Below are 14,061 nucleotides of genomic sequence, written 5' to 3' on the forward strand. Positions count from 1 at the left end.
TCTAAAACTTCCTGCCTGTTTTATAAATAATTTACTTATTTTCCCAAATTAATTATTATTCTGCAATATAATGCAGATAGGTCAGGTTGTACTCTTTTTGATCTTTCAACTCTGTCCAGATGATTTTTACAGAAATTTTCAGCAGATTTTGAGAGTCCCATTCACAACAAACAGTTCTGGAAAACCGGCCGGATTCATCGCGCTCAGTTCCGTTCAAATAACGATTAACGGCAGAAGGATCCTCGAGCAGGACCACCGTAATTTCATCTACTGTCGAGCTGGCAAGATTGACTGCCTGCAGGATATTATCCGTATAGCTGTTCTTGATATAAGCTGTGTTGATTAATGCAAGCATGACTGCAAATCCCAAACTAAAAATAAAGAGTCCCGTTAAAACGTCAAGCAAAATAAAACCTTTTTTCTTATCGTTCATTCCTGCGCCTCCCCCCTAAGTAGATTAATTCGTAAATCCTATAAAAATTAAAAAAAACAAGCTTTGCTTGGATTAGTATCCTTAGCTTAACGAACCACTGCTTTTCCATCATCAAGCGTATAATGTTTGCTTGGATCAAACGGGCATGCCGGTATTTCCTCAAGATACGGTCCTTGCCAGTTTAGATCAGCAGAAGGGCAGGTAATCAGATCATTCAGACTTTCCGGATAGCTGCCCACGTCAAGACGGTATAGTCTTGCAGCACTTTCTATTTTGAGAATATTGACTTTGTGCACTTCCGATTCTGTACTGTTGATACTGCCGCTGTAACATGGCAGAATCATAGAGGCCAGGATACCCAACAAAGCGATGACCAATAATACTTCCCATAAAGTAAAACCGTTCTTGCAAGCTTTTGGCATAACGATTCCTTTCTTGTCTCTGATAAAACAAAAAAATATGTAAATTAATTACATATTTTCTACACAAATATTCTATTTCCTTTAAGATTGGTATTTTTTGGGAACAGCAAAAAGGTACTGCTGTAAATCTCAACTTACATTTTTTTGTTCTGCAATTTATATTATTAGTACTTATTTGACCTAAATGATGACTTTTTCCCAGGCCCTAAGGATTTCTTCATCGTTACAGTCTGCAGCGATGACCGATCTCCCAATGCCGACCGGCAAAATCAGCACCTTATTACCGGCTTTATTCTTCTTATCTGCAGACATGTGTCCAAGAAGTACTGCCCGGTCATGCGCTTTGGCCGTAGTGGGCAAATCCATTTTCATTAAGAGATTCAGGATTCTGTCAAGCTGTTTGTCGTTAACCAAACCTCTTTCTCTGGACAGATTGGCTGCGGCGGCAATCCCGATACTGACCCCTTCGCCGTGCATAACACCCTGATAGGCTTCCTCTGTCTCCAGAGCATGCCCGAAACTGTGTCCGAGATTCAGAAGCATCCTGTTTCCCTTTTCTTTCTCATCCTCAGTGACAATCTTAACTTTGACAGCCAGAGACCGCAGGGACATTTCCTTAATGATCTTGTAGTCCAATCCTTTGATAGCATCAGCATGTTCTTCGATGAATTCAAACAAATCCGGATCAGCGACAAGCGCGTGTTTAATGGTTTCGGCAAGCCCGTTCCGCATCTCTTCCCACGGAAGTGTCTGCAAGGTGTCAAAATCCGTCCAGACGGCCTGGGGGGCATAAAAAGACCCCAGGAGGTTTTTACCGGAAGGATGGTTCACCGCCACCTTGCCGCCAATACTCGAATCAATCTGGGACAGCAAGGTGGTCGGAATATGGATGTAACGCATTCCACGCATAAAAATACTTGCAAAAAATCCGGACAAATCCCCGATCACCCCTCCGCCGAGGGCCAGCACCACAGTGTCCCTGTCCGCTTTGAATTGCAGCGCCTGTTCCGTCAGTTTACTGATCCTGTCCAGTGATTTCTCCTGTTCACCGTCAGGAACGGTAATCAAATCGGTCTTTAAGTCCTTCATTCCGTCCAAAAGTTTATCTGCATAGTATCCGGCCACAACATCATTTGTGATGAGAAGATAATGCCCGCTCGTGCCGTATGCTGTTTTCAAATGACCGCCAAGCTCGTCCAAAGTTGCTCCCAGTAACAGTGGGTAACCGTGTCCTCTACTGACATCTATTCTCTGTATCATGCTGTAATGTGTTCTCCTTTCAGCAGTTCGAGGATCTCCGCCGCAACGGTTTGAACATCTTTATCCGATGTGTCAACCGTTATAGGCGCCTTTCTGTAAATCACTTCCCGGTCTCTCCAGAGCTTTTCTATTTGTTCCGGCTCGCTGCTGGAAAGAAGCGGCCGATCGTGATGTTCTTTTGCTCTCTGTAAAGCAATCTCCAATGGAACATATAGGTAAACCAACTTCCCAAGTCCGTGGAGAATATTCCAGTTTTCCGGATTTAAAACCGTTCCTCCGCCAGTGGCAATCACTGTATCGGTAAATCCGGAAATCTTATGAACCAGCAGATTTTCTTCCGACCGGAACCTTGCTTCACCGTATTTTTGAAAAATTTCCGGGATTTTCAACCTTGTCACTCTTTCGATCTCACTGTCCGTATCCAGAAATGCCCAGCGGAGTTCCCTGGCCAGAAGCTTGCCGACACTGCTTTTTCCAGCAGCCATAAAGCCGATAAGTACAATATTTTGGGGTATCGAATTCAGGCTATCGGACACGAAATTTCACCTCTCTATTCCATCCTGATCCTGCCCATCACAGGCGCAACAATCACATTTCTTTCTAAATCCCCTGACGCCAGCATGACCGTCAGACCGGTGTCAGGCGTCCCTGTCGGGCGAAAAGTAAGATCAGAAGGACTATTGGCAAAGTGCACACCATTCTCCAGGTTAACTTTGCGGATAAATTCTCCCTGTCTGAAGATCTTATATTCACCGGTATAAACAAAAAATTTGACTTTATACCAAACATTCTCAGCCAAAGCTGTCTGCTGAACTTCCCGTAAGTCCTGAAGCAGAACTGCCGCTGAGAGTTCCAGTCTCCGTTCCTCCATTTGCTGCGGAATGTGCACAAGGAAAGTAAAGGCTGCACTTGATAACAGCGCAAGCACAAGCAGGATCTCAATCAATGAGTACCCGTTTCTTTTCTTCGCAATCATTCCGATCCCCTGTTATCTCTCAGTTTCTCCTGTAAAGCTTTGCGCATAATGTCCAGCGGAGCCTTCTGCTCCAGCCAGAACTCCCAGGCAAGGATCCCCTGAAACAGCAGCATATCCAGACCATTCATGGACCGGCAGCCGCAGGCAGTGGCCTGCGCCATGAAATCTGTAACGGCCGGATGGTAAATCAGATCAACGGCCCAAGCCGAAGGATTAAGGCCTTGAAGATCGATCGTATACGCTTCGCCTTTCATGCCAATCGAGGTTGTTTGAATCAGCAAATCCACAACCTCCAGCCAGTGCCCGGGTGCCAAAATACCCGAGGCCGCATTTCCGCCGAGCGTGTTGACTTTTCCGGCGAGAATCACAGCTTTTTCCTCACTTCTGTTAAGAATAAGCATTTTTACCTGTAAGGATGCCAGGGCTGCCGCAATGGCTTTTGCAGCCCCTCCGGCCCCTAATATGACAACTTCTTTGCCCTCAAAAACGAAACCCTTACTCAGCAAAGCCTGAATGAAGCCGCCCCCGTCCGTGTTATGCCCATAGAGTCTTCCGTTTTGGACTTTCACGGTGTTGACTGCGCCAATACGTTGCGCTTCAGGAGTCAGGACATCCATATAAGGAATGATTTTTTCCTTCAGCGGATACGTGACGTTCCAGCCATCATAGCCGTTATTTTTGAGATATCCGATACTTTCAGCCAATTGAGTCGGCTGAACTGTGATCCTGTCGTAGGTTGCAGGCAAACCGGCAGCCTTAAATCCTGCCTCGTGCATTTTCGGAGACAGGGAATGTTCCACAGGATAACCGATGATTGCATACTTCATGCGTATCCCCTTAATAGCCTTAAGTATTCTTAAGATTTTATGGTGCGGGTATACTTGGCTTTTCTGCCTACCAGCCGTTCCATAAAACGCAGGACTTTCGTACCAGGGAATTCCCTTTGAGCAATCGGTGAAACTAATATGGTCTTAAGTCCGAGCTTGTTGCCGCCAAAAACATCTGTAAACAGCTGGTCCCCAATCACTGCGACCTCGGACTCCGGAATATCCAGGACCCGGATCCCTCTCAGAAAAGCTTTTTTCTGCGGTTTCTTGGCCCTGTAAACATAAAGTATTTCCAGCACATCAGCAACCGCAGAAACCCTTTCGGGTCCTCTGTTATTGGAAACGATGCAGGCTTTAATCCCTGCGTCATTCATTTTTTTAAACCACGCAATCACGTCTTCGGTTAAAGTTCTGTCATTCCAAGGTGTTATGGTGTTGTCCAGATCCAGGATTAAACCCTTGATGCCATTTGCCTGCAGATCCTCTGCCTGAATATCCTGCAGCATCTCATATTGAAAATCCGGTCGTAAGATTCCGCGCATACCGGTTCCTCTGCTTTCCATTTATATTACCAAATAATTATATATCAGCTCAATATCCAAGAGCAACCTGTTTCTGGCAAGTTTAAGGCAAGTTGTACCTGACAGGTTGTTATTTTTCCCGGTGATCCTTCATTTCCTCCATCAGTTTCTGCACCGCTTTTTTCTCTATCCGTGAGACGTAGGACCTGGAGATTCCCAGCAGTTTGGCTATCTCTCTCTGAGTCTTTTTGGGCGTGTTCATCAGGCCGAAACGAAGTTTTATCACCGTTTGTTCCCTTCCAGTCAAATATTTGAGTTTTTCCAGGACCACTCTTTGTTCAAATTGACTTTCCACCTGATCCGAAATTGCATCCGGATCTGTACCCAGGACATCAATCAGATTAATCGCGTTTCCTTCTTTATCCGTACCAATCGGATCATAAATGGACACTTCCCCGCGGGATTTTTTCAGGGAGCGCAAATACATTAGAATCTCATTTTCGATGCAGCGTGCCGCATAGGTGGCGAGTCTGGTTCCCTTTTCCGTGTTGAATGTATTGATGCCCTTGATTAAGCCGATGGTCCCGATCGAAATTAGATCGTCACTGTCCGCTCCGGTTCCGTCATATTTTTTTACAAGATGCGCGACCAGCCTCAGATTATGCTCAATCAGTTTATTTCGTGCGTTTTCCGCGACAAGTTCATTGGAAAAACTTCCGGCATTTTTGTAGTCCGCCAGGATACTCAGATATTCGGCTTCCTCCCTTTCTCCTAACGGCTGGGGGAACGCATTATTATTAATATATGATACCAGTAGGGTAACGCCCTTAATCACCGATAAGGCAAGCCCGACAAGAAAAGCTTCAGCAATCATTAACTCTTCAACTCCTTACGCATGCTCTTTTAATTACTATGCGCGGAGCAAAAGAATACTGCTTATCCTGACCCGGAAATTTTTTGGTCAAACAAAAATGGCTGTACAAAACTCAGCCATAAAGTGTTACATTTGCAGTTTTTCTTCTTTTCCCTTGGGCAGTGCAGCCTTGCACAGATACGAAGTGAACGCAAGTGCCAGCTGCGTTTAGCAAACATAAACCAACAGCTTTTAAATATGCCAACGGTTCACTTGCAGAAAGCCCAGAGGTTTTGGCATATTAGCAAGGGGTTATGTTTGTAGCAGCGAGAACGTGTGAGCGCAGTATCTGTGCAAGGCTACACCATCCTGAGCAAGTAAAACAATACCCCAAAATGGATGCATTTTTGTTTAAAATCACCTTAGTTGTTTATTCTTTGTATCCGTAAGCAATGATCCTAATTCTGGCTGCAGCCGTATCCTCTTCGCCTTCGGTTACCTGGATGCTGTCCAGCGCCAGATTATACTGACTTACCTTGCGAAGCCGTTCCACAAAGGCATAGATTTTGGCGGTTGGCCCCGTACAGGAGAAATTCATAGCCAGAGAAGAATAACTGCCTTCATCTTTCATCTCTTCAAAAGTCAGATTCTGAGAATTGATCCCGCTGTCTTTGGCCAGATTGAAAATAAAGACCATCATATCCGGTTTGACCAGGTTTTTCGGAACGGTCAGATCCAGTTCAGCAGCTTGAGTTGTTAAATCCGTCTGTTCCTGTTTCAGCCCGGACAAATTGATGTAATTGTTCTGCAACGTCACCAAATAAGCCTCGCGTTCGCGGAGTTGAGCTGAATTCTTCTGCAGCACCCCAAACTGACCAACCAGCAGATAGACATAACCTATCCCGAGCAGAATGATCAGGCCTGTTATTAAAATGCCATTTTTCTTCATACGCATCGTTTCTATTTCTCCTACGGTTTCAGTTTCAGAGCGAGATTTAACGTCTGTCCCCTGTCATTCAATGAAATCGTTTGGATATCAAAACTTTCAAACCTACCGGAATCAATAAAAATATTTTCTAAACTGCGGATATTTACTGATTCAGGCAGGATCAGCTGCAATTGGACCATATTATCCGCCTGAAGCAGAAAAGAAGTAACCTGCGCGTCTCCCGGCAAAAGTCCGCCTATTTGACTCCTTATAACTGCCGGATTGCTGATTGATCCCTTTGTCCCAAGCTCCAGAAAGCTGCGCTGATCAGCGATCAGGGAACGGAGCCTGTCGTTTTCTGCCATGACAGCAGCAACTTCATTGTAGGACTGAATGCTGGCTTCTATCCTTTCTAAATCTAAGGCCAGTTTTTGCTGCCAAACCCACGGGGAGGCTAGAATGATGACAGCAAAAAAAACAGCAATTATCCTAACAACGACGCTAAGCTTTCTTCGAACAGGCTGTTTTCCGCTGCCGGCTTCAATTTCCCAGCGCAGCGCAAAATTAAACTGTGTTCTTTCGTTCATTTGCCCCTCCAGTTAGTGGATATCTTCACGTAAGGCGAGTCCATACAGACTGCCATACTTCTGCCAGTTTTCCGCTAGGCTTGTATCCCCGTCCGCCTTAAACAGCGGCATCCAGTTATTTGGAAAGCCTGTTTCGGTGTTGATCCGTAAACTTTTTCGAAAATATTCTTCCAGCCCTGGCCAGAGGCAGTACTCTCCGGTCAGATAGATTGTCCCTACCGAATTTCCGGCATGACGGTCGGAATAGAAGTTCAATAGCTTGGATAATGCGGATATGATCGGGCTTAAATCTAATTTGCCGGAAATATCAGAAAGTTCTTTCGGCGAACTGTACATACTCAGGTCAGCTTTTTTGTCAGCTTTTTTATTAGCTTTAGCGGCCATTTCTTTTTCTAAATCCTGATATGTAGAAGAGATAGGTAATTCCTCGTCCAATAACTCGTAAGGCACAAATAAATCTTCCAGGACAAACTCGTCTTTTTCTTTGACAGATTTGACGGATTCCAGCTGGGAATAATAGAATTCCGCGGCTTCTAATTCCTCCAGAGATAATGTTTCTTGATGATTCCGCAGGTTTTGGACCCTATAAAAATCGAGCCGCGGATATTCGTCATCTTTGGTCTCCAACCCAATTAATTCATTTAACAGATCAGAAGGTTCCTGGCCTGTTGATTGGGGCAAGTCTTCAGGGAAAGCATGTTTTTCGGTATTCCCTGTTCTACCCGCATTTTGATTTCTTTCATCCGCATTGAGAGTTTCTTCTGCATGGACGGTTTTCTCGTCCGTATTAACTTTTAAATCGGTATACAAAAAGAAGCTGCCATTTTCCAGCAGTACAAACTCAATCAGCCCCGGATTTAAAGAGACAATCGCGAAATCGTTATTGTTTTGTCCTTGTTCCGTATTTCCCTGGGAAGCATGTGCAGGCATTCTTTCTGCCAAAAAAGAATAAATTCTGGCCAGGCAATCCGCAGTAAGATCCACCGTCTTGGGCTCAATCCCAAGATCCCGGCAAAACGACTGAACCTGTTTCATTTTTTCGGCTGGGAAAGCTGCCAGGAGGACTTTTAACATGGGCGTCCCGTTTTCCTGATATTTTTTCAGGATGCGATAGTCCACAATATAATGATCGGTATACCGTTCAAGATATTCATCCATATCTCCGGCAATAAATTTTTCGAGTTCCTGATCCGCCATATTCGGCAGTGTAATAATGGTCGTAATTAATCCTTGACCCGAAACGGCAATTTTTAGTTTATGGAGCGGTATCCGCTGGTATTGAAGCCAGTTCTTCAGACCCGAAACATCATAACCGGCCGGCACGGCATAGCCAATATTTTTACCGCCCGGTTCCTTGTATGATGCATGCATATGTATCTCAATTTCTTTAGATTTTCCGACAGCAATTGTGGCTATTGACAATTCATTTTCACCGATGACAGCCAGCCAGTGTTTTTTCATGCGGAAAGTCTCTCCTACTCTTCTCGTATCACCCATAACACTATAATAGTATAGGATTTTTCTCAGAACAACAAGATTCTGGCAGAATATCCAATTATAATTCAAGGAATATCAAATTCCAGTTAGGGTAAAATCTCCATTTGCAAAGGAAGTGCCGAGAGTATTTTTTCTAGTTCAGGCCAGCAGTACCTGGTCGTTTGGATCATTACTTCACCTCTGGCTTTATCGGTTGTTGTGACCACCCCCAGGTGACCAAGTCCCTCGACATATTTGGCCAAAAGCTGAATATCTGAACGGGGAATCCTCGCTTTGACCAGCAGATCAGAACTTTCCCAGCTGATGTGGGATTCTTCAGCAATTGATTTCGCTTTTAGATTTTCGTTTTCCGTATTCTCGTCTTTTTTCATCTGGTCTTTCTCCTGTGTCTTTGCCCGATGCTTTTATTCTTTGTTGTTATCTCAGGTTGTTCTTCCCTAGGGTACATCAAGCTTGTATGAATGATTGGGGTGATCATGAACCTAACGGGCAGGCACAACTTTTCGCAGGATACTGAAAGGTTGCAACGATGCGGGAGCCGCAATCTTCAGTTTTTGCTGCGGATGCCTTGCCGCATCGGTTTCCTCCCCGTCCAAATTCCAGAGGCCGTTCACTCTAAATGTCCACGGTTCTCCTTCCGGGGCAAGCACTTCAAGCTCGTCGCCTTCCCGAAAATGATTACGCTGCTCTATCCAACAGCCGTATTCGTTTTCCTTCCCGATTGCCGCGCATTCCTCTTGTTCCAGCACTCTTCCGACAAAACTGTATTCGCGGATATAATTGGAAGTCTCAATGTTATGCGCTTCAGCCCCCGGTTTTCCAAAAAGGAATCCGGTCGAATAGTCACGGTGACTCACCTTGTCCATTTCAGCAAGCCAGGAGGGAATTTTTTCTCTAAATTTTGTTTCTCCTTGTTCCCATAGGACGTCCAAAGCTTCCCGATATACTTTGACCGTACTCGCTACATAATAGGCGCTTTTCATTCTACCTTCTATTTTATAGCTTGCCAGATTTAAATCTCTTAATAAAGGCAAATGGGGCAGAAGGCAAAGATCATGGGAGTTAAATATATAGCTTCCCCTGACATCTTCCTCCAACGGAAAATACTGTCCGGGTCTCTTCTCTTCGACCAGCGCGTAGCCCCAGCGGCAGGGATGGGTACATTCTCCGTGGTTGGCGTCACGACCAGTGAGGTAATTGCTCAGAAGGCAGCGTCCCGAGTACGACATACACATGGCTCCATGGACAAAGATTTCCGATTCGCCTTGGGCTTGGGGACAGAGGGTTTTTAGTTCTTCCAGTGTAAGTTCCCTTGCAAGTACGGTCCTGCGCACGCCCTGGGAAAACCAGAAGTTGGCACTGGCTGCATTCGTACAATTGGCCTGCGTGCTCAAATGGACGGGCAGATCCGGCGTTTCCTTCCGGGCCAGGGACAGTATCCCGGGATCAGAGACGATGATCCCGTCAATTTCAAGCTCCGTTAATCTGATCAGATAATCCTTAAGTCCGGCAAAATCCTGTTCATGCGCAAAAATGTTGACGGCAATATAGATCTTCCGGCCAAGTCTATGCGCATATTCGGCTCCCCACTTAAGTTCGTCATCATTCAGGTTCCCGGCATAAGCCCGCAAGCCAAACGAAGCTCCCCCTGCATATACCGCATCAGCACCATACGCAAACGCAAATTTTAACTTTTCAAAATCCCCGGCAGGTGCCAGGAGTTCCGGTTTATTCATCAGTTTCTCCGCTGTATTATTTTTAAACTTAGACAATTAATGATCACGTTTTTATCAAATATTTCTATTGATAGATGCTTACATTTTTTAAATGTTCCTCATAGGTAACAGCAAAAGCATGTGACCCGTCATTTTTGGCGACAAAGAAGAAATAGTCGGTATCTTTCGGGTAAAGCGCGGCCTGTAAAGAAGCATGACCCGGGTTCGCGATCGGTCCGGGAGGCAGCCCGGTATTCCGGTACGTATTATACGGAGAATCGATCTGGGTATCCGCAATGGTTAGCACCGGTTTGACTTCCCCCAAGATATACTGAATCGTTGCGCAGGATTCCAGCGGCATGTCAATTTTTAGACGGTTTTCAAAAACACCTGCAATCAACGGTCTTTCTTCCGCTTTCTTCGCTTCTTTCTCGACGAGGGAAGCTTTGATGAGCCACTCAGAAACAGACATATTCCGTTCAGCCAGTCGTTTCGTGATTTCAGGTGTCAGCTCCTGTTTAAAACGCTGCAAAAATCGTTCAATGGTTGCTGAGGGCGTAGCCTTTTTATCAAAGAAATACGTGTCGGGAAACAGAAAGCCTTCCAGCCGGTTTTCACCCGAAGGGATATCTGCCAAAAAGCTGTAATTATCCTGATCAAATCGTTCCATAGCGTCATAAAATTCATTCTTCGTTCCCAAGCTATTCTCGACGAGCTTATCGACAATCTGGGCAACCGTATATCCTTCCGGAATCGTAATCCGGACAACTTCCGGTTCCGGTCCTTTCATCAGCGTATCCAGGATCTCCCTGGAGCTCATGGAAGGTGAAAGATAGTATAATCCTGCAACCAGCTTGGAATCAGCTTTGTTAATCCGGCATAACTGGCGGAACACACTTGCCTGGCGAATTAAATGGTCAGTTTCAAGCTTGGCCGCAACTTCAGAGGCATTCATGCCGGGCTCCAGAACAAAAGCAACTTTATCGGAAGAGTCGGAGACCGGCTTTAAATTCCCTGACCACCATGATCCTCCGGCCAACAGCACAAGCAGCACGACCAAAATAATGCCAATCGTATAGATTTTTTTTCTTACAGGAGCCTTTCGGCGTTTTCTCCTCACTTTACCTCTCTCTTTCCTTATCCCAGAATTTAAATGACTAAAATAATGATCAATTGACAAACCTGCTATGTGCTATTATACCTTTTTTTTCGTCAATAAGAAACTCACGCTTTTCAGCGTGAGTTTCTAAAATTATTTATGACTTTAAGAACAAATTTTCTGCTTATTCTTCGTCAAACTCGTCTTCCATTTCTTCCCAAGCATCGGCAACTTTTTCCCATTCCTCATCGTCTTCAATATCCATGAGCATGTCTTCACCGTTTTCATCTTTGCCAAGCTTCAGAATAATGGCTTCGGCTTCCTCTTCGTCTTCTTCTGTTTCTTCAACAGGAAGAAGCACGAAATACGTACTGCCTTCAACTTCGAGGGTGGCAAGATGCATGAATTCGTTTTCATTTCCTTCGTCATCATTTAAGACAATGACATCAAAAACCTCTTCATCATCAAGATCATCTTGCTTATTAATTTCATCGGACATATGTATCACCTCTTCAAATCAGATATTGTAATTCTACCTTGGCAGGAAAAGAAAGTCAAATGGTATCTCAATTTCCGTTCACTTGCTATTAAGATATCCCTGGAGAATGAATACTGCCGCCATTTTATCAATGACTTTTTTTCTCTTTGCTCTGGATAGATCTGCCTCCAGCAAGGCCCTTTGGGCTCCGATGGTGCTCAGCCGTTCATCCCACAACTTCACCGGCAGTAAATAGCCTTCACGAAGTTCTTCGGCAAAAATCTCCGTCAGCTTCGCCCTTTCACCGAGTGTCCCATTCATATTCTTCGGATATCCCAGAACAATTTCATCCACTTCGTATTCCCGAATCAGGCGGGCTAATTCTTCCCGCTCTTTCTCTTTTTTGGTTCTTCTTATGACTTCCACTCCCTGGGCGGTAATACCCAGCGGATCGCTCATCGCGACGCCAATCGTCTTTTCACCAAGATCCAGCCCCATTATCCTCATTCATGCACCTCAGCAACTGCCTGACCACGCAAGGTCTACGCACGGTCCTGCTCGTCATCGTTGTTTAATGGAATAGAGTCGTTCATTACACCCTGCGAATTGTGACTTCCGCAATTCTTACACAACCATTCTTCGCCATCATACAGGAATTCAGTAACTTCACCGCATTCAATGCAATACTCCTGAACTTTCTTTTCCATAACAGCGTCCCCCTGTCTGTACATTTTGGTATCACTATTCGATTATTTTCAGATGTACGTCACTTATCCTAATTATATACCTTAACATTTTTCTCCGCTATTATTATCCCGGTTTACAGAAAATATTATTTAAATTTTTTTCATGAAAGGCATCAAGTATGCTAACCTCAGGTCGGCTCAATTTCATATGATCAGTCTGCGTGCCACAGTTCCGCGACAAGCGGAGCATGGATGCGGAGCGCGGCCTTTTGACGGCCACGGATGGCCTAATGTCGCGATGCCATGGATGGAAAGGAGCGACGCGTCAAGGAGGACGCAACGGCCGAAAGCGGTATTGTGGCATGCAGACCGTCCCCAGAAAAAGGCAAATAATACAAAGGTATCATATAATCTTCAAACAAAAATGTGGGCAATATCTGCCGCAGTATCCGCATAGAACACATCTTTCCGGCTGCAGACAAACCTGTCCATCGTTAAGATAAAGCGCATTTTGCGGGCAGCCGCCGACGCATTTTCCGCAGCCCTGGCACCAGTCGGCGATGTACAGTTTTCTCTCCCGGTGCAGAACCGCTTGACGCAATTCATCGGATATAGGTTCCTCGTTTAGCAGTGCCAGGTTATAGTCTACTTCCGGAATCGATGACATGCCTAAAGCCATCGCCTGAATTCCTGGAATACTCCGGATAAAATTCACGGCCCTTTCTGGTTCAGCCGCCAAGTGCCCACCGCCAAAAACCTTCATCGCATAGATCCCGATACCTAATTCAGCTGCAAACGCAATAGCTTCCAGCATGTCCCCAAGACTTCCATCGATAATACCGAGCCCCTGGTAATTAATGAGTGGGTGAATCACGTCAAGACCCGGCTGAAGTGCCCCTGCTCTTACCCCTTGAACCGCATGGGTCGAGATTCCGATCGCCCCGACCTGACCCCTGGCCTTTGCTTCAAGCAGTCCTTCCCAGGCCGCAGCATGTCCTTTGAGCGTCAAATGGCTTTCCTGCTCATGAAGTAGAAAGATATCAATAGAATCCCTGCCCAGTTCCTTTCTGGCTTTCTCAAGACTCGCATCCAGCTCCTGATGCGTCACCGCATAAGATTTGGATACAACTTTCATCTCGGGGTTCCTAGCCAGAACAGGTTTTAACTGACTGTAGTTTTCATAGAGTTCTGCCGTATCGACCCAGTCTATCCCCCTTGAAAACGCATATTGAAGGATCTCTCTTCCCTGCTCTTCGCTCACTCTGCCCTGAAGCGAAGAAATCGCGAGGCTGCCAAAACATATCTCCGACACCGTCGGACCCTTTAGCCCTAATTTGACCTTCAGCAAATGACTGTCCTCCAAAACAAAGCCCCCACGTACTGTGAGGGCAGCTATCAAACGCAACGCAAAAATAAGAACCATTCGTGTTAATTGAAAAAATCCAAAAAAATGAAAGGTATTCAGATGCCAAAAGAATTCTTAAAGAAAAAGGTGAAAATAAAAAATAAGAAAATTCTTTTTTATAGATCGCGCAAATAGAATTTTACCAGTTCCTCCAGCAATTCATAACGTTCCAGCTTACGGATTTTGGTTCTGGCCTGATTATGACTGGTAATATAGACAGGATCTCCGGACATCAAATAACCCACCAACTGATTGATCGGATCATATCCTTTCTCCTGCAGTGCAGCATAAACCTGTTGCAATATTTCCCGCGGTGAATTGTCACCTGGATGGGATTTGAACATCATGGTTTCTTCCATCTTACTCAAGGTTTA

Annotated in this window: 19 protein-coding genes; all 19 read right to left on the reverse strand. The window is 45.2% G+C overall.

What is annotated here, in order from left to right:
- Nucleotides 1-55: 55 nt before the first annotated feature.
- Entirely contained in the window at nt 56-433 is a 378-nt protein-coding gene (locus AB3489_RS08725; RefSeq protein ID WP_368292586.1) for a hypothetical protein, read from the reverse strand.
- An 86-nt stretch (nt 434-519) separates the two neighbouring features.
- Complete coding sequence (locus AB3489_RS08730; RefSeq protein WP_019225805.1) at nt 520-855, reverse strand: type II secretion system protein GspG; 336 nt, start codon at nt 853-855, stop codon at nt 520-522.
- A gap of 180 nt (nt 856-1,035) precedes the next feature.
- Complete coding sequence (gene aroB / locus AB3489_RS08735) at nt 1,036-2,115, reverse strand: 3-dehydroquinate synthase (RefSeq protein ID WP_368292587.1); 1,080 nt, start codon at nt 2,113-2,115, stop codon at nt 1,036-1,038.
- Nucleotides 2,112-2,651 carry a shikimate kinase gene (locus AB3489_RS08740; RefSeq protein WP_019225803.1) on the reverse strand — a complete coding sequence of 180 codons (540 nt, stop codon included), beginning with the start codon at nt 2,649-2,651 and terminating at the stop codon, nt 2,112-2,114. Before AB3489_RS08740 ends, aroB begins: the two co-directional genes overlap by 4 nt.
- Before the next feature lie 14 nt (nt 2,652-2,665).
- Nucleotides 2,666-3,091 (reverse strand): prepilin-type N-terminal cleavage/methylation domain-containing protein, encoded by a 426-nt coding sequence (locus AB3489_RS08745; RefSeq protein ID WP_368292588.1) that lies wholly within the window; start codon nt 3,089-3,091, stop codon nt 2,666-2,668.
- Entirely contained in the window at nt 3,088-3,918 is an 831-nt protein-coding gene (gene aroE / locus AB3489_RS08750; protein ID WP_368292589.1) for a shikimate dehydrogenase, read from the reverse strand. The genes AB3489_RS08745 and aroE overlap by 4 nt, the downstream gene beginning before the upstream one ends.
- A gap of 29 nt (nt 3,919-3,947) precedes the next feature.
- Nucleotides 3,948-4,481: a YqeG family HAD IIIA-type phosphatase gene (locus tag AB3489_RS08755; protein ID WP_368292590.1), complete on the reverse strand. Its 534-nt coding sequence runs from the start codon at nt 4,479-4,481 to the stop codon at nt 3,948-3,950.
- Nucleotides 4,482-4,569: 88 nt separating this feature from the next.
- The gene (gene sigK / locus AB3489_RS08760; RefSeq protein WP_368292591.1) at nt 4,570-5,313 is read right to left on the reverse strand and encodes an RNA polymerase sporulation sigma factor SigK; all 744 of its coding nucleotides are present in this window, start codon (nt 5,311-5,313) and stop codon (nt 4,570-4,572) included.
- Nucleotides 5,314-5,722: 409 nt separating this feature from the next.
- A complete protein-coding gene (gene pilO, locus AB3489_RS08765) occupies nt 5,723-6,247 on the reverse strand; it encodes a type 4a pilus biogenesis protein PilO (RefSeq protein WP_368292592.1) in 525 nt (174 codons plus the stop codon).
- 14 nt (nt 6,248-6,261) lie between these two features.
- Nucleotides 6,262-6,807 carry a hypothetical protein gene (locus AB3489_RS08770; protein WP_368292593.1) on the reverse strand — a complete coding sequence of 182 codons (546 nt, stop codon included), beginning with the start codon at nt 6,805-6,807 and terminating at the stop codon, nt 6,262-6,264.
- 12 nt (nt 6,808-6,819) lie between these two features.
- Complete coding sequence (pilM, locus tag AB3489_RS08775) at nt 6,820-8,304, reverse strand: pilus assembly protein PilM (RefSeq protein ID WP_368292594.1); 1,485 nt, start codon at nt 8,302-8,304, stop codon at nt 6,820-6,822.
- 86 nt (nt 8,305-8,390) lie between these two features.
- Complete coding sequence (locus AB3489_RS08780; protein ID WP_368292595.1) at nt 8,391-8,675, reverse strand: DUF4911 domain-containing protein; 285 nt, start codon at nt 8,673-8,675, stop codon at nt 8,391-8,393.
- A gap of 111 nt (nt 8,676-8,786) precedes the next feature.
- Nucleotides 8,787-10,040 (reverse strand): U32 family peptidase, encoded by a 1,254-nt coding sequence (locus tag AB3489_RS08785; protein WP_368292596.1) that lies wholly within the window; start codon nt 10,038-10,040, stop codon nt 8,787-8,789.
- A gap of 64 nt (nt 10,041-10,104) precedes the next feature.
- A complete protein-coding gene (mltG, locus tag AB3489_RS08790) occupies nt 10,105-11,139 on the reverse strand; it encodes an endolytic transglycosylase MltG (RefSeq protein ID WP_368292597.1) in 1,035 nt (344 codons plus the stop codon).
- Between the two features lie 163 nt (nt 11,140-11,302).
- Complete coding sequence (locus AB3489_RS08795) at nt 11,303-11,617, reverse strand: DUF1292 domain-containing protein (RefSeq protein ID WP_015042479.1); 315 nt, start codon at nt 11,615-11,617, stop codon at nt 11,303-11,305.
- 78 nt (nt 11,618-11,695) lie between these two features.
- Nucleotides 11,696-12,103 carry a Holliday junction resolvase RuvX gene (gene ruvX / locus AB3489_RS08800; RefSeq protein WP_368292598.1) on the reverse strand — a complete coding sequence of 136 codons (408 nt, stop codon included), beginning with the start codon at nt 12,101-12,103 and terminating at the stop codon, nt 11,696-11,698.
- 35 nt (nt 12,104-12,138) lie between these two features.
- The gene (locus AB3489_RS08805) at nt 12,139-12,303 is read right to left on the reverse strand and encodes a hypothetical protein (RefSeq protein WP_368292599.1); all 165 of its coding nucleotides are present in this window, start codon (nt 12,301-12,303) and stop codon (nt 12,139-12,141) included.
- A 382-nt stretch (nt 12,304-12,685) separates the two neighbouring features.
- A complete protein-coding gene (locus tag AB3489_RS08810) occupies nt 12,686-13,645 on the reverse strand; it encodes an aldo/keto reductase (protein ID WP_368292600.1) in 960 nt (319 codons plus the stop codon).
- 158 nt (nt 13,646-13,803) lie between these two features.
- Nucleotides 13,804-14,055, reverse strand: coding sequence for an IreB family regulatory phosphoprotein (locus tag AB3489_RS08815; RefSeq protein WP_015042474.1), 252 nt, complete (start codon nt 14,053-14,055; stop codon nt 13,804-13,806).
- Between the last annotated feature and the right edge of the window lie 6 nt (nt 14,056-14,061).

The sequence above is a fragment of the Dehalobacter sp. TBBPA1 genome (genome assembly GCF_040931655.1).
GTDB lineage: Bacteria > Bacillota > Desulfitobacteriia > Desulfitobacteriales > Syntrophobotulaceae > Dehalobacter > Dehalobacter restrictus.